Here is a 15114-nt window from a genome sequence, read left to right as displayed (position 1 = left end):
GCTTTATGACGGCCAATGCCTCTCTCTGGACTAATCTTGAGCCCAACAACGGGCTGAATTTTCCGACATCCAGTGGAGCCATCGTCATGCAATTGGGAATCGTGGGGCTGGGCCGCATGGGCGGCAACATCGCGAGAAGGTTGATGCGCCATGGCCATCTTCCAGTGGTTCACGACCGTAACGTGGAGGCAATCGATGCCCTGGTCGTTGAAGGCGCGCGCGGCGCGCAGAGCCTCGAGGACATGGTTGGTCTGCTGGACAAGCCGCGGGCCGTGTGGGTAATGCTGCCAGCCGGTGAGGCTACCGAGCAGACCATTGCCCGGTTGGCCGACCTGCTGGAAGCCGATGACGTGATTATTGATGGTGGTAACACCCACTACAAGGATGACATCCGTCGGGCCGACACCTTGGCCACACGTCAACTGCATTATGTCGATGTAGGAACCTCGGGCGGCGTCTGGGGCCTGGAGCGCGGCTATTGCATGATGATCGGTGGCGAGGCAGCCATCGTGGAACGGTTGGAATCGTTGTTCATCGCGCTGGCGCCGGGGGTTGGCAACGTTACCCGTACCGAGGGGCGCACGGGGCCGCTCGGGCGCGCTGAGCAGGGCTACATCCATGCCGGGCCTGCAGGTGCCGGTCATTATGTGAAGATGATCCACAATGGCATCGAGTATGGCCTGATGCAGGCTTATGCCGAGGGCTTCGACCTGCTCAAGAGCAAAGCCAGCGCAGCACTGCCCGCCGAGCAGCGTCTTGACCTCGACCTGGCCGAGATTGCCGAGGTCTGGCGCCGTGGCAGTGTCGTCACGTCCTGGCTGCTAGACCTGACCGCCAACGCGCTGGTCGCCGATCCGCAACTCGACAGTTTCAGCAGCGCCGTTGCCGACAGTGGGGAGGGGCGTTGGACCATTGATGCGGCAGTCGAGCAGGCAGTGCCCGTGCCGGTGTTGTCGAGTGCCCTGTTTGCGCGCTTCCGCTCACGCCAGCAGCAAGGCACCTATGCCGACAAACTGCTTTCAGCGATGCGTTTTGGTTTTGGTGGGCACAGTGAGAAGTTCGAATGACGCTAGCCAAGGCTGAAACCGCTGAACCGTGCACGCTGTTTCTGTTTGGTGCCAATGGCGATCTGGTCAAACGTCTGCTGATGCCTGCCCTGTTCAACCTGCAGCGTGATGGCTTGCTTGACCCGCGCATGCGTATTGTCGGGGTCGATCACAACCCGTCCGCCGACCGTGAGTTTGCCGCGCGTCTGGAAGCCTTCATGCGTGAACGCGACCAGGGTAATGAGGGCACACGCTGTTTTGATGAAAAGCGATGGGGGCGCCTGGCCAGGCGTATTCATTATCTGACTGGCGATTTCCTCGCCTCGACCACCTATCAAGCCATCGCACAACGGATCGACAAGAGCGGCACGGGCAATGCCATCTTCTATCTGGCTACCGCCCCGCGTTTTTTCGCCGAGGTGGCCCGGCAACTGGGCGGCGCTGGGTTGCTCGACGAATCCAACGGCTTTCGTCGGGTTGTGGTGGAAAAACCGTTCGGTTCCGACCTGGCCAGCGCTGAGGCGCTGAATGCGGCGTTACTCACGGTGATGAGCGAAAAGCAGATCTACCGCATCGACCACTACCTGGGCAAAGAGACGGTGCAGAACATTCTTGTCAGCCGCTTCTCCAACGGCTTGTTCGAGGCCTTCTGGAATAATCACTACATTGATCATGTGCAGATCACCGCAGCCGAAACCATCGGCGTGGAAAGCCGTGGCGGGTTTTACGACCACACTGGGGCATTGCGGGACATGGTGCCAAATCACTTGTTCCAGTTGCTGGCGATGGTTGCCATGGAGCCGCCAGCGGCGTTTGGCGCCGATGCCGTGCGCAGCGAGAAGGCCAAGGTGATCGGGGCTATCCGGCCTTGGTCGACGGCCATGGCTTTGAAAAATTCGGTGCGTGGGCAGTACACGGCAGGCAAACAAGGGCGCAAGAAACTGCCGGGGTATCGCGAAGAGCCCAGGGTTGGCCCGCATAGCCAGACCGAGACCTATGTTGCGCTGAAAGTCATGATCGACAACTGGCGATGGGTCGGGGTGCCATTTTACCTGCGCACCGGCAAGCGGATGAGCGTGCGTGATACCGAAATCGCCATCTGCTTCAAGCCGGCGCCTTATGCGCAGTTTCGTGACAGCGATGCCGAGCGGCCGAAGCCCAACTACTTGAAAATCCAGATCCAGCCCAATGAAGGGATGTGGTTTGACCTGCAAGCCAAACGCCCGGGGCCAACCCTTGCCATGGAGACGGTGGAGTTCGGCTTTGCCTACAAGGATTTTTTCAAGATGCAGCCATCAACGGGCTACGAAACGCTGATCTATGACTGTCTGACCGGCGATCAGACGTTGTTCCAGCGCGCCGACAACATCGAGAATGGCTGGCGTGCGGTACAGCCTTTTCTCGATGCGTGGCAGTGTGGCGGTGATGTACAGCCGTATGCGGCTGGCGAAGATGGCCCGGCTGCAGCGGATGAACTGCTGGCACGGGATCACCGCGCCTGGCATCCGATTGGCTGAAAATTGGCTGAAAAAAACAGGGCTTCGACCGGCGGTTGCCTGTCGAAGCCCTGTTCGGCGCTCAAGTGTGCTGTTGGCCTACAGCCAATAGGTCACGGCCCACCAGCCCAGCCCGCCCATGACGATGGTGTAGGGCAGGGCCATCCAGACCATCCGCCCGTAGGACAGGCGAATCAGCGGTGCGATGGCCGACGTCAGCAGGAACAGGAACGCCGCCTGGCCATTCGGGGTGGCCACACTCGGCAGGTTGGTGCCGGTGTTGATCGCCACCGCCAGGGTTTCGAAATGCTCGCGGCTCATGCTGCCCGCCAGGAACGCCTGCTTGACCTCGGTGATGTAGATCGTGGCGACGAAGACGTTATCGCTGATCGCCGACAATAGGCCGTTGGCAATGAACAGCATGCCGGGCTGCTGCTCGGCCGGCAGGGCCAGTACCGCTGCAATCAGCGGGCTGAACAGTTGTTGTTGGTGGATGACCGCGACCACGGCAAAGAACACCACCAACAACGAGGTGAATGGCATGGCGTCCTGGAAGGCGCGGCCCAGCCGATGCTCATCGGTAATCCCGGTGAAGCTGGTGATCAGCACGATGACCAGCAGGCCGATCAGGCCCACTTCGGCGATGTGCAGGCCAAGGCTGACAATCAGGATCAAGGCGGCCAGGCCCTGAATCAGCAGTGCGGCGCGTTGCTGGGAGGTCCGGGCGGCATCGTCTTCGGCGGCGTAGGCGGCGAGCACGCGGCGCACGTTGTCCGGCAGCAAGGTGCCATAGCCAAACCAGCGCAGTTTCTCCAGCAGCACGCAGGTCACCAGGCCGGCGGCCAGTACGGGCAAGGACACCGGTGCGACCTTGAGGAAGAAGTCGGCAAAGTGCCAGCCCATTTCATGACCGATCAGCAGGTTCTGCGGCTCACCCACCAGGGTGCAGACACCGCCCAGTGCCGTACCGACTGCGCCGTGCATCAGCAGGCTGCGCAGAAAGGCGCGGAACTGTTGCAGGTCTTCATGGTGCAGGTTGGCCAGGTGCTGATCATCATCGACCAGCGACTCTTCGCGTGGGTTGTTGCCTGATGCCACCCGGTGGTACACCGAGTAGAAGCCCACGGCGGCACTGATGATCACCGCGGTCACGGTGAGGGCATCAAGGAAGGCCGACAGAAACGCTGAGAGGAAACAGAACAGCAGCGACAACAGGGCCTTTGAGCGCACCCCGAGCAGGATGCGCGAGAACACGAACAGCAACAGCTCTTTCATGAAGTAGATGCCGGCCACCATGAACATCAGCAGCAGGATCACCGGGAAGTTGTGTTGCAGCTCTTCGTACAGTGTTTGTGGCGTGGTCATCCCCAGCAACAGGGCTTCGACCATCAGTAACCCGCCTGGCATCAATGGGTAGCACTTGAGCGCCATGCCCAAGGTGAAAATGAATTCGATTACCAGTACCCAGCCAGCCACTACCGGGCCGAGGGTAAACAGCAACAGTGGGTTGAGCAGCAGGAACAGGCAAATGGTGGCTTTATACCAACGTGGCGACTGCCCGAGAAAATTGTGGGCCAGGGCGCCGGCCAGGGAGCGGGACATGAAAAATGTATCCTTATGATTCAACAGCTGCGCAACTTGCCGGATGTGGGCCGCAAGATCAAGGCGGATGTAGTCCTTGTTTTGGCAAAACCACGGTCTGGGTGTCGGCCGTCACCTTGATATAGTCCTGCGACTAACCCTGCCTTAGCCCGAGGAGTGCCGTTGTGACCGACTATCAAGCGTTCAAGGTCGAACTGTCGAACAACATTGCCCATGTACAGATCAACCGTCCGGAAAAGGTCAACGCGATGAACGCCGCGTTCTGGGCGGAAATCATCGACATTTTCAAATGGATCGACGATACCGATGCTGTGCGGGTCGTGGTGATCAGCGGCGCGGGCAAGCATTTCTCGTCCGGCATCGACCTGATGCTGCTGGCCTCGGTGGCCAACCAGCTGGGCAAGGACGTTGGCCGCAATGCGCGCCTGCTGCGGCGCACCATTTTGCAGATGCAGGCGTCCTTCAATGCCGTCGACACGTGCCGCAAACCGGTCCTGGCGGCCATTCAGGGCTACTGCCTGGGGGGTGCCATCGACCTGGTCACCGCCTGCGACATGCGCTATGCCGCCAGCGATGCACAGTTCTCGATCAAGGAAATCGACATGGGCATGGCGGCGGACGTCGGTACCTTGCAACGTTTGCCACGTATCATCGGCGATGGCCTGGTGCGAGAGCTGGCCTATACCGGCCGTACCATCGACGCTGAAGAGGCGCGGCAAATCGGCCTGGTCAACCGTACCTTCACCGATCAGGCCAGCCTGCTCGACGGGGTCTTTGCCATTGCCAAGGAAATTGCGGGAAAATCCCCCATTGCCGTGGCCGGCACCAAGGAGATGCTCAGCTACATGCGCGACCACCGCATCGACGATGGTCTGGAGTACATCGCCACCTGGAATGCTGCCATGCTGCAGTCCACCGATCTGCGGGTAGCCATGGCTGCCCACATGAGTAAACAGAAACCCGAGTTCGCCGACTGAAACCACCCAGCCGCGGGCTCGCACAAGGAACCGGAATATGTCAGTGCGTTGGACAACCGCGGTACTGGATACGAACATCAGCGGCGGCTTGGCGGTCGCCCGCTGTGCCCAGGGTTTTCTGGTTGACGATAACGGTGCCTTGTTTCCCCGCGATTGGCTCAAGCACCAGGGCCTGGAGGTGTTGTGCGAACACGGCATCGGCTATTTTGATGGGCAACCGGTGTTTCTGTTGGAGCTCAAGGCCGAGCAGGACGTACCCGGCTGCAGCTGGCGTGGGCTGCGCCAGTTCATGCTCGAAGGTGACTTCGAGATTTACAAGGTGCTGGGGTACGCCGCGCAGATCGGTACCTGGGCCCGTGAACACCGCTTCTGCGGCAGTTGTGGTCAGCCGATGCAACAGATCCACTGGGAGCGCGCGATGTACTGCGCGCCGTGCGACCTGCGTTTCTACCCACGTATCTCGCCCAGCATGATTGTGCTGATCACCCGTGGCGATGAAATCCTGCTGGCCCGTTCACCACGCTTTGTCACCGGGGTGTACAGCACCCTTGCAGGCTTTGCCGAACCAGGTGAGTCCGCTGAAGACTGCCTGGTTCGTGAAGTGCGTGAGGAAGTGCAGGTCGAGGTGAAGAACATCCAGTACGTCGGCAGCCAGTGCTGGCCGTTCCCGCACTCCATGATGCTGGGGTTCCATGCTGAGTACGCCGGGGGCGAGATCGTCATGCAGCCTGACGAGATCGAGGATGCCCGGTGGTTCCGGGTCGATGCATTGCCGCCGTTGCCAGCAAGCCGCTCTATCGCCCGGTACCTGATTGACCTTTATGTAGCCCGTCGTTCAGGCCTGGCTGAACCAGTGTTGCCAAGCTAAGCGGACAGTCAGCCCGAGCACGACGGTGATGAACACCGGGCGGATAAACTTGGCGCCGCCGCTGATGGCGGTGCGTGCACCGAAAAACGCACCCACCATCAGCGCCGACCCCATGGACAGCCCGATCAGCCAGTCCACTTGCCCCGAAAAGATGAACACCGACAGTGCGGCTGCGTTGCTGACAAAGTTCATGCTGCGCGCCACACCGCTGGCCCGTACCAGGTCGATGGGGTACAGCAGCAGGCTGCTGACGGTCCAGAAGGCGCCCGTGCCAGGGCCGGCAACGCCGTCATAGAAACCCAGGGAAAAGCCTTGGGGAAACTGCCTGCCTTTCTTGATCGGCGCGTTGGCGTCCAGTGGCGCCTTGGGCGTGCCACCGAACAACAGGTAGACGCCGCAGGCGAAGACGATCACCGGTAGCATCTTGTTCAACCACTCGGCGGGCAGGTAATGGGCGGTGACCGCGCCAATCAATGCACCAATCGCCGTACCGATCAGGCCTCGACGCCATTGAATGGGGTCGAACAGCTTGCGCCGGTAGAACGTGAAACCGGCGGTAGCCGAGCCAAAGGTCGAGCTGAGTTTGTTGGTACCCAGTACCAGGTGCGGTGGCAGGCCGGCAGTCAGCAGGGCGGGTGTGGTAAGCAATCCGCCGCCACCGGCGATGGCATCGATGAAGCCGGCGACAAAAGCAACGGCGGCGAGAATGGCGAGGGTGGTCAGGTCAACGCTGAGTTCAAAAGGCATTTAATCGGCTTAATTCGGCAGGGCGCAGAAGGGCCGACATGGTACCGCCAGGTGCCTGCTGGGGCCAGCCTTGCTGGCGCCTGCTGCCGCAGGCAAGCCAACAAACCGCCTCGCCGCGCGGCTCAGGACAGGAAACCGCCATCGACATTCAACGCCACCCCTGTGGTGTAGCTCGAGGCATCGCTGGCCAGATACAGCACCGCACCCGCCATTTCCTTGGGATCGGCCACGCGCTCGAGCGGAATTTGCTGCAGGGCCGTGTTGAGGATGGCCTCGTTCTTGACCAGCGCGGAGGCGAACTTGGTATCGGTCAGGCCGGGCAGCAGGGCATTGCAGCGGATACCGAACGGGGCGCACTCCTTGGCGAACACCTTGGTCATGTTGATCACGGCGGCTTTCGTTACCGAGTAGATGCCCTGAAACAGCCCCGGCGAAACCCCATTGATCGAGGCGACGTTGATAATACTGCCGCCGCCGTGCTCGCGCATGAGCTTGCCGGCTTCCACCGACATGAAGAAGTAGCCGCGGATATTCACATCAACGGTCTTCTGGAAGGCACTCAGGTCGGTGTCCAGCACGTTGCAGAACTGCGGGTTGGTGGCCGCATTGTTTACCAGAATGTCCAGGCGCCCGAATTGCCCGCGAATAACGGCAAAGGTCTCGCGGATCTGTTCCATTTCGCCGATGTGACATGCCACGGCGGTCGCCTTGCCGCCTGCCGCGATAATGGCATCGGCTACGTGCTGGCAGCCTTCGAGCTTGCGGCTGGAGACGATGACATGGGCGCCCTGCTGGGCCAACAGGTGCGCAATGGCTTCGCCGATGCCACGGCTGGCCCCCGAGACAAAGGCGATCTTGCCGTCGAGGTCGAACAGTTGGGTCTTGGACATGGGCAATTCCTTTCTTCTTGTTGGTGTCAAAGGCTGGATTTTTCGATGACCTGTAGGCTCATATGCTCCAGCAGTCTGTTCATGTGGATGAACGGGGCGAAACGCTTGTCCTGGGTTTGCCCGTGATAAAAGCGGTAGTAGATCTGCTGGATGATACCGGCCAGGCGAAACAGGCCGTAGGTGTAGTAAAAATCAATATTATCGATCGTGATGCCCGCCCGTTCGGCGTAGTAATCAACGAATTGGCGACGGGTCAGCATTCCGGGGGCGTTACTCGGCTGGCGGCGCATCAGTTGTACGGGGGCAGGGTCTGTCGCTTCGATCCAATACGCCAGGGTGTTACCCAGGTCCATCAGCGGGTCGCCGAGGGTGGTCATTTCCCAGTCCAGTACGCCGATGATCCGCATTGGGTTGGCGGCATCGAGGATCACGTTGTCGAAGCGGTAGTCGTTGTGAATGATGCCGGGGCGCGCGTGGTCTGCCGGCATCTTCTCGCGCAGCCAGGCGACCACGGCTTCCCAGCGCGGCGCGTCAGGGGTCAATGCCTTCTCGTAGCGACTGCTCCAGCCTTCGATCTGGCGCTGTACGTAACCTTCAGGCTTGCCGAGGTCGGTCAGGTTGCAGGCGCTATAGTCGACCTGATGCAGCTCGACCAGGCGATCGATGAAGCTCTTGCACAAGGCTTCGGTGCGCTCGGCGTTCAGGTTCAGCTCTGCCGGCAGGTCGGCGCGCAGGATGATGCCCTTGACCCGTTCCATTACGTAGAATTCGCTGCCGATCAACGAGGCGTCGGTGCAATGCACATAGGCCTTGGGGCAGTACGGGAAACCACGGTTGAGCTGGTTGAGGATACGGAACTCACGGCCCATGTCGTGGGCCGATTTGGCCTTGTGCCCGAAAGGCGGGCGGCGCAGTACCAGTTCCTGTTCCGGGTACTGCAGCAGGTAGGTCAGGTTCGAGGCCCCGCCGGGGAACTGACTGATGCGCGGCGTGCCGCCCAGGCCGGGAATCTGTGCTTTCAGATAAGGGTCGATGAGGGCGACGTCGAGTTCTTCGCCGGGACGGACCTGGGTGGACTGGTCGTTGAGCGTCATGCTTATCCCTTATGATTGAGGCCTGAGATTATTGGCTAATCTAATTCTGGCCCTCGGGCCGAACAAGTGCCGCAGGGCTTTATTGGCGGCCGTGTTGCCGGTCGATCAGCGGTCCTGATGGGCCAGCAAAATGCAGGCGAAAAAAAACCGAAGCAGGCAACACTTCGGTTTCAATTGCATCCGCAGACGGCTTAAACCGGGAACAGCTCGCTGAGCTTCATCGACAGCATCATGTCGCCCTCAACGCGCAGCTTGCCGCCCATGAAGGCCTGCATGCCGTCGGTTTCGCCGCTGACGATACCCTTGAGGGTTTCGCTGTCCATGACCAGGGTGACGTTGGCGTCTGGGTTTTCGCCTTCCTGCAGGTCACAGGTGCCATCCTTGATGATCAGCGCATAGTGCTTGTCTTCGTCGGTCACGTTGAAACCGAAAACCAGGTCCAGGCCAGCAGCGGCAGCTGGGTTGAACTTGGATTTCATGGCTTGAACGGCATCAGCTACAGAGGTCATGGTGCATTCCTTATTAAGTGATTTCGGCGACCGGCAAAGGTCACCATGGGCCGGTACTCAACGATAGGTCATGAGTTCCGGCGCCTTCAACAGCTGCACATGGGCTTGGCTGTTGAAGGAAGCCAGGGCCACCTCGCTGCCGCGAAACTTCAATTGGCTGAGCGAGGTGTTGATGATCTGCCAGTTCAGTGCGAAGGCCTGGTCTGGTGTCATTCGGGTAATCAGGTGGAGCAGGGCAGTAATGGTGCCGCCCGACGTAAAGATCGCGATATTGTCGCCATGCTCGGCCTGTTGCAGCACGCGTTGCAACCCGGCATTTACCCGGGCGACGAAACCCTGCCAGCTTTCCACCTCGGGGTGCTGGTAGTCACCCGTGTGCCAGCGGCGAACAATCAGGGCAAAAATACGCTGAAACTCACTGCGGTGTTGTGCCGCGTTGCGCAAGACATCCAGTGCGTGGGGCTCGTCTGGCAGCAGGCTCGGCAGCAGGGCGCGAATCAGCGTATCAGCATCGAACTCGTTGAAGGCGCTGTCGGTTTCCAGCCTCGGCACCGTGGCGCCGGCCTCCTGCATGCGCGCCAGTGCCAGGCGCCCGGTATCCTGCTGGCGACGCAGATCGCCGGCCAGGCAACGGTCCAGGCGCAGGCCCAGTTCGGCCAGGTGTTCGCCAAGCACGGTGCTCTGGCGAACACCGACGGGCGAGAGGACGTCGTAGTCGTCTGCACCAAAGGAGGCCTGGCCATGTCGAATCAGGTAAATGCTGCCCACGTTGCGACCGTCTGCCGGAATTAAGGGTTTCGGCGAGGTTAGGTTGCCGCTGTCAGGCTGTCAATGAAAAAACATACAAGCGTTTGAAAAGGTTGTTTGAACTGTGATGCCGGTGTTTTCAGGCGCTGGCAGGGGCGGGGTAGCGTCGGTATGCTTGAGCTCTGGTTCGCGCCGTATGGGCGCAGGCATGTTAAGGAGTTACTGTGGAGTTTCTTGCTAACAGGGGAGCCACAGAGGTCAAAGCCACGCAGCACAAGGGCTGGACCACATATGACCACCACTGCCAAGCGAACCAATGTTAGAACAGTGTTAGAACTTGCCACGCCATGGGTCTACCGCAGGCAAGGCCGCTACACACTCCGAATACGCCCAATGGGCTCCAAAGCTACCTGCACGCTCTCACTCAAGACGACCCATAGGCAAACCGCTGTGACCACCGCTAACCACCTGCTGACCACGCTGAGAACGTTCCATCTCGATAACCCTGATGCCACTTGGAACCAGCTCATCGAGCGTCTCAAGGAGATCGCAGAGGGCATCCTTTCGGCTGGCTCAGTGTGGGATCGCTTCGACCCTATCAGTGCCTCTCCGGCCTATGGTGGCATGGGAGTGGTCTACTCGGACTTCCGTAGAGATCTCGAAGAGATTGCCCACACGATGCCTCTGACGGTCGACCAGGCAAAGGCTGTGATGTTGGGGACCAAGATAATGGTTGCTGCTGAGAGGCGCACAGAGGGCGACCTTGAGGGCATCGTGGAGATCATTGAGGGAATGAAGCACGCCACTGACGTGCCTGATCCTGTGTCCCTATCTGTATATACGAATCCTCAAGGCCCTCTTAACGGCTCTCAAGGTACTTGCACCACGTTAGCTACTCGCCAGCTCACCACCTTTCAGCATCTCGCGGACCTCTACATGGAGGAACGCAAGGACGATCTTGAAGGCTCGACCTTGAAGAACCTGACGGCATCTGTGCGGACCATCAGCGGGCTGCTCGGTGACTTGGATATGACGACCCACACACGGGCTGACATGCTGGCCTTGAGGGAGAGCCTGAAGGAGGGTCGGCAGGTCTCAACGGTGAACAAGATCCTCAGCCATCTCGCCACCATCGCTAAGTGGGCTGAGGCCAATGCCCATATAAACAAGGCATTCGTGGACAAGCTCCAGATCCGTAAAGGTGCTGAGAGCCAGCGTAAAGAGTTCTCACCGGACCAAGTAGCCAAGCTCATGGAGCACGCTAACAAGCTGCCAGCAACCGATTGGAAGCGCTGGGGGTTGAGCCTTGGGGTCATCACTGGGGCTCGCATCGGGGAGATCTATCAGATCACCTCGAAGGACATCGCTGAGATCAATGGTCACTTGGTCATGGACATAAACATCAATGACGGGAAGACCATCAAGAACAAATTCAGCATTCGTAAGGTGCCTTTGGTAGCGGCCTATGGGCTGGATCTTGAGGCGCTCCAGGCGTTCGCTGAGTCTGCCAATGGGAAGCTGTTCAAGATGTCGCAGAGTGGCTTCGAGCAGATGCTGAACTTGCTGATCCGTGATGTGCTGGGCACCGAGACCAAGACCGGGCTGTCATTCCATTCGCTTAGACACCATCTTTCAGGGTCCTTGAAGGCTGCTGGTGTTTCCGTTGAAGTGGCTGATGCGATCACCGGGCATAGCTCCGGGTCGATCACGTATGACCGCTATGGGGCGGGTAGGGGCGTTGAGATTGGCTTAATGGCTGAGGCTCTGGGAGCAGCCTTACTGACCAAGTAGTGATGCTGGGTGACCTACCGAAATTCGGTATGGGTCTCACTGATACGGGAATCCAATATCAGTTTCCCGCAGATCCCTTCGGGAGTAGTACGCGCCTATGACACCTACAAAAAAGTTGAAGGGCTACCGCTTGCCGGTAGGCCTGCTTTGAAAAGCGCAATGTCATAGGCATCGAGCTTGATGACCTATCGAATCTCGATCCTCCATAAGGCCATGAAGAAAGCCTTTGACTTGGTTGAGGTGAAGCCCTGGGGCCTGCCGAAATCGCGGACCTCCTCCCTTCGCTCGCAAAGGTCCTCTTCAATTTGACGCCGCAGCACCTGACGTCGGTCCACGTTGCCTCCTATCTGCCCAACGAGGGCGCCCAAGGCCCCTGGTACATCGACCAAGGCTTACGCGTGACTCTGCTTGTGATGCTTAACTGCTATCATGTGCTTTATTTTGCCAAGCCAAGGTTGCGTAGTTAATGAACTTATTTGGTTTTTTGAAGAAGCGAAAGAAAGTAGAGCCCAACACGCCTCCGCATTTTGATCCGAATACTATTATCGATCCGGAGACAGAGAGATTCATTAGCGCCGTATGCTCCACACTCAGCCCTCAGTTCTTTCTTCTTAGATCGCAAAACGATGGAGTACCACCCCCCATAGTCCGGGGAAGAAATAGAGATAAGCAGGCAATAGTTGACCTATGGCTCGCGGGGTATATAAGTGGTTATTGCGACGCTTTCAGTCAACTCTGCGGAAGAAAATTTGACATCAATGTCCTTTATATTATTTACGCGGCATTTTACGAAAAAGCAGATGCAGTGGAAGCCATTCATACATACCATATCGCCAGACTTACCTTGGCATCAGACAAAGAAGCGGCTCATATCTTGGGGTTTGATGAGTTTGAGGAAGGCATGCTGGCGGGCGGCAATAACGTTATGGACTGGCATCACAAGGAAATCGAGCGGCCCCTCGGGATATACAAAAAATATTCAAACTACAGATAGCGAAAAGCATCATCTATGTGCTCCGTCTCGTGATCCGCAAGTAACCCTGCGTCGAGTTCGCGGCGTTGATCTGGCAACTCCCGCAACGAGCCCTCAAAACCGCTGTTTTCGAGTCAGCCCGTGTCCTCGCCATCAAAAGCGACTTCGCCAAATTAGCTACAAGGCAAGATGTCTATTTGAGCTGACTTGAGGGTCAGGAATGACTAAAAAATCTCATGCCCGCAGTTTTTGAGGCTATCGCTTAGCCCCGTGGCGCGATGATCGACACACGACCAATACGCTGGGTCAGGATGGCGGACGTGGCGATTCTGGAGCATCTCGCGGGTCTGGAAAAACCCTCACTATGTACGGCATAAAGTTCGAGCTCGGCATTTTTATAAAAAGTCAATAGTTAATTGTAAAAGCCCTCACTATGGCCAACCAGCCATACGAGGGCCACAACATGACCGACATGCTTTCTCCGGGGCAGCTCGCCGAGCTTTCTCAGCAACTCGGAGCGAACGCCGACCGACTTATTGACGCGTACAATCAGAAGAACCTCACCATAGTCAAGCAGCAACCCAAGCAGAAGAGCGCCAGCGAACGGCGCGGCAGGCCACCCAAGCGAATTGCAAATCCCTTCGTGGGTCACGTCGGGCCAGCCACCGAGTATGGTCGATACCCTGCGTTCACTCTGGACATCATCGAAGGCATATCAAGGCTCAACTGGCACGACCGCAAAGAGGGCTCGACCGAAACCGCCAAGCCGCTGTCCGTCAGTGTGCTGATGGACCTCTTCGCATCCGTCGAAGAGATCACCGCTGCGACGGTCAAGGAATTCACTGGCCTGGAACTCCGACAGTCACAGCGCTACGTCAAAGCTATCGAGCTGGCGATGCCGCATGTCCTTGCGTCTCGACCTCAGCGTCTCATCGACGCGATGGGCAGTCACGCAACTCCGGAGGACTGCCCGATTTATTTACGCCGCATGTATGTAGAGAAGACGTATCGAGCTCTTTCGGGGGGAGTGCCACTCGACGGGGAGATCTACTGCCTCCTGGGGCAGTACCGCAAACGCAGTGATTCGACCAGCTATGCAGACGCCGATGGCCTGCCTCGTCGAATTAGTGTCGTATGTATGTAGGGACACTCGACGAGCCCCGTCAGGGGTGAATGTGTTTGTTGTCGAACACCAGCCATTTGGGATAGGCCACTTAACGGGCAACCCTGCGGGGATCTCATTCGTGATCTGCCTGTTCCATCTCCTCGCCCGTTGCTGGGCATCTCAATCAATCCAGTCTTTCTGATAGCGCCGTTCATGCCACGCCGGTTCCCTTTGTCGGGGGCTGGATGACCGGCTGTGGGTGCGGCCTGAAGGGCTCTACCAAAAGGAAATTGACATTATGCACAACACCAACACCCTGCTACCTATCGCTATCGAGGGGCACACCTTTAAGCCAAACGTTGAGGGCCTGTGGAGCCTCACTGAAATCAACAAGGCTCTACCTGACCTGACAAAGCCACCTGCTCAATGGCGTGGTCGTGACCGTGATTACTTCGAGCGATGTGCAAATTTGCATACCGTTCGTGGTGACAGTGGGGGCACCTACGCGACCGAACGGGCAACCATCGCCTACGCTATGGCCTGCTCACTGGACTTCTATGTGATGGTCGTAGATGCCTTCGTTGCTATGCGTAACCACGCTCTCAGTGAGCTTCGCCACAAGGATGTCCTCTTGGACGCCAACATGCCCAAGGCTTCGGCCCTCGACATGAAAGCCCGAGGCGCTGGCCTTACGTGGACTGAGGCTTGTCGTGTGGCTGGTATCCAGCAACCCCGGCTCGCTCTGGACGCTTTGGTCTCAATGGGCGCCTTTGTGTACCCCGTGGACAACTTCGGGAGCCGTGAGGGCTCACCTCGACCACACAAGTCCGGCTTCGAGAAGACTGCCTTCGTGAAAGTCTCATCGGACTTCGGTAACCGGGAAGGCTGGCGCGTAAAGCCCCGTGGTCTGGATTGGCTGCGCAGCAAGGCCGAGGAGATCAACCTTAAGGTGGCCGAGGAGAAGGCCCGTAAGGGTAAAGCCAATCGAGCTTCCAAGACCCGCCTCAAGAAGGTCCTTGAGAACTCTTCGCCGGACTACTGATTCCACCACCATCTGAAAGGAGAGAACCCCATGGGCTACTTACAGGCCATCATCTGGGCCTGTCTGGTAGTCCGTGTGGTCCTCTGACTGTGGACGCATAGGTCACCGTAAAGGCTTTCGCATTTCACCGGATATTTTTCCTTGACCACCTCATTGCTTCTACTCGTGCAGGTTCCCCCGTGTGGCCTCTCGCAGGCGCCATAGGGACCCCTCGCGGCAGGCGATAA

14 protein-coding genes are annotated in these 15114 nt (G+C 58.5%); 8 read left to right on the top strand and 6 right to left on the bottom strand.

Features of this window, described 5'->3' with window-relative positions:
- The first annotated feature begins 86 nt into the window (after positions 1–86).
- Positions 87–1067 (top strand): phosphogluconate dehydrogenase (NAD(+)-dependent, decarboxylating), encoded by a 981-nt coding sequence (gene gnd, locus CS390_RS13870; protein ID WP_099775078.1) that lies wholly within the window; start codon positions 87–89, stop codon positions 1065–1067.
- Positions 1064–2563: a glucose-6-phosphate dehydrogenase gene (zwf, locus tag CS390_RS13865; protein WP_099775077.1), complete on the top strand. Its 1500-nt coding sequence runs from the start codon at positions 1064–1066 to the stop codon at positions 2561–2563. The genes gnd and zwf overlap by 4 nt, the downstream gene beginning before the upstream one ends.
- Before the next feature lie 78 nt (positions 2564–2641).
- On the opposite strand, the gene nhaB is transcribed toward zwf, so the two are convergent.
- Entirely contained in the window at positions 2642–4144 is a 1503-nt protein-coding gene (nhaB, locus tag CS390_RS13860; protein ID WP_099775076.1) for a sodium/proton antiporter NhaB, read from the bottom strand.
- 164 nt (positions 4145–4308) lie between these two features.
- Here nhaB and CS390_RS13855 point away from each other — a divergent pair, with 164 nt between their 5' ends.
- Together CS390_RS13855 and nudC are read left to right on the top strand one after the other, a co-directional pair.
- A complete protein-coding gene (locus CS390_RS13855) occupies positions 4309–5121 on the top strand; it encodes a crotonase/enoyl-CoA hydratase family protein (RefSeq protein WP_099775075.1) in 813 nt (270 codons plus the stop codon).
- Between the two features lie 37 nt (positions 5122–5158).
- Positions 5159–5989 carry an NAD(+) diphosphatase gene (nudC, locus tag CS390_RS13850; protein ID WP_099775074.1) on the top strand — a complete coding sequence of 277 codons (831 nt, stop codon included), beginning with the start codon at positions 5159–5161 and terminating at the stop codon, positions 5987–5989.
- On the opposite strand, the gene CS390_RS13845 is transcribed toward nudC, so the two are convergent.
- The 5 genes from CS390_RS13845 to CS390_RS13825 form a co-directional block, all read right to left on the bottom strand.
- A complete protein-coding gene (locus CS390_RS13845) occupies positions 5957–6736 on the bottom strand; it encodes a TSUP family transporter (protein WP_065757657.1) in 780 nt (259 codons plus the stop codon). The two genes, nudC and CS390_RS13845, sit on opposite strands and share 33 nt — an antisense overlap.
- A gap of 122 nt (positions 6737–6858) precedes the next feature.
- Positions 6859–7626 carry an SDR family oxidoreductase gene (locus CS390_RS13840; RefSeq protein ID WP_099775073.1) on the bottom strand — a complete coding sequence of 256 codons (768 nt, stop codon included), beginning with the start codon at positions 7624–7626 and terminating at the stop codon, positions 6859–6861.
- A 26-nt stretch (positions 7627–7652) separates the two neighbouring features.
- Positions 7653–8720 carry a phosphotransferase family protein gene (locus tag CS390_RS13835; protein WP_099775072.1) on the bottom strand — a complete coding sequence of 356 codons (1068 nt, stop codon included), beginning with the start codon at positions 8718–8720 and terminating at the stop codon, positions 7653–7655.
- Between the two features lie 191 nt (positions 8721–8911).
- Positions 8912–9229, bottom strand: coding sequence for an SCP2 sterol-binding domain-containing protein (locus tag CS390_RS13830; RefSeq protein WP_065757654.1), 318 nt, complete (start codon positions 9227–9229; stop codon positions 8912–8914).
- Positions 9230–9286: 57 nt separating this feature from the next.
- Positions 9287–9997 carry a histidine phosphatase family protein gene (locus CS390_RS13825; protein WP_099775071.1) on the bottom strand — a complete coding sequence of 237 codons (711 nt, stop codon included), beginning with the start codon at positions 9995–9997 and terminating at the stop codon, positions 9287–9289.
- A 429-nt stretch (positions 9998–10426) separates the two neighbouring features.
- Here CS390_RS13825 and CS390_RS13820 point away from each other — a divergent pair, with 429 nt between their 5' ends.
- The 4 genes from CS390_RS13820 to CS390_RS13805 all read left to right on the top strand — a co-directional run bounded on the left by CS390_RS13820 (position 10427) and on the right by CS390_RS13805 (position 14887).
- Complete coding sequence (locus CS390_RS13820; RefSeq protein WP_157767144.1) at positions 10427–11767, top strand: tyrosine-type recombinase/integrase; 1341 nt, start codon at positions 10427–10429, stop codon at positions 11765–11767.
- A 466-nt stretch (positions 11768–12233) separates the two neighbouring features.
- A complete protein-coding gene (locus tag CS390_RS13815; protein WP_099775069.1) occupies positions 12234–12761 on the top strand; it encodes a hypothetical protein in 528 nt (175 codons plus the stop codon).
- 442 nt (positions 12762–13203) lie between these two features.
- Positions 13204–13884, top strand: coding sequence for a hypothetical protein (locus CS390_RS13810; RefSeq protein WP_157767143.1), 681 nt, complete (start codon positions 13204–13206; stop codon positions 13882–13884).
- A gap of 259 nt (positions 13885–14143) precedes the next feature.
- Complete coding sequence (locus tag CS390_RS13805; RefSeq protein ID WP_256587488.1) at positions 14144–14887, top strand: hypothetical protein; 744 nt, start codon at positions 14144–14146, stop codon at positions 14885–14887.
- Positions 14888–15114: the final 227 nt, after the last annotated feature.

The organism is Pseudomonas sp. HLS-6, from assembly GCF_002753995.1.
GTDB lineage: Bacteria > Pseudomonadota > Gammaproteobacteria > Pseudomonadales > Pseudomonadaceae > Aquipseudomonas > Aquipseudomonas defluvii.
The sequence above is the reverse complement of the archived record's forward strand: the minus strand, read 5'-3'. Positions and strand labels throughout refer to the sequence as shown.

What these genes read in the sequence shown, in the direction of transcription:
- gnd (WP_099775078.1), top strand. Translation starts at nt 87, where the DNA reads ATGCAATTGGGAATCGTGGGGCTGGGCCGCATGGGCGGCAACATCGCG.
- zwf (WP_099775077.1), top strand. Translation starts at nt 1,064, where the DNA reads ATGACGCTAGCCAAGGCTGAAACCGCTGAACCGTGCACGCTGTTTCTG.
- nhaB (WP_099775076.1), bottom strand. Translation starts at nt 4,144, where the DNA reads ATGTCCCGCTCCCTGGCCGGCGCCCTGGCCCACAATTTTCTCGGGCAG.
- nudC (WP_099775074.1), top strand. Translation starts at nt 5,159, where the DNA reads ATGTCAGTGCGTTGGACAACCGCGGTACTGGATACGAACATCAGCGGC.
- CS390_RS13845 (WP_065757657.1), bottom strand. Translation starts at nt 6,736, where the DNA reads ATGCCTTTTGAACTCAGCGTTGACCTGACCACCCTCGCCATTCTCGCC.
- CS390_RS13840 (WP_099775073.1), bottom strand. Translation starts at nt 7,626, where the DNA reads ATGTCCAAGACCCAACTGTTCGACCTCGACGGCAAGATCGCCTTTGTC.
- CS390_RS13835 (WP_099775072.1), bottom strand. Translation starts at nt 8,720, where the DNA reads ATGACGCTCAACGACCAGTCCACCCAGGTCCGTCCCGGCGAAGAACTC.
- CS390_RS13830 (WP_065757654.1), bottom strand. Translation starts at nt 9,229, where the DNA reads ATGACCTCTGTAGCTGATGCCGTTCAAGCCATGAAATCCAAGTTCAAC.
- CS390_RS13815 (WP_099775069.1), top strand. Translation starts at nt 12,234, where the DNA reads ATGAACTTATTTGGTTTTTTGAAGAAGCGAAAGAAAGTAGAGCCCAAC.
- CS390_RS13810 (WP_157767143.1), top strand. Translation starts at nt 13,204, where the DNA reads ATGACCGACATGCTTTCTCCGGGGCAGCTCGCCGAGCTTTCTCAGCAA.
- CS390_RS13805 (WP_256587488.1), top strand. Translation starts at nt 14,144, where the DNA reads ATGCACAACACCAACACCCTGCTACCTATCGCTATCGAGGGGCACACC.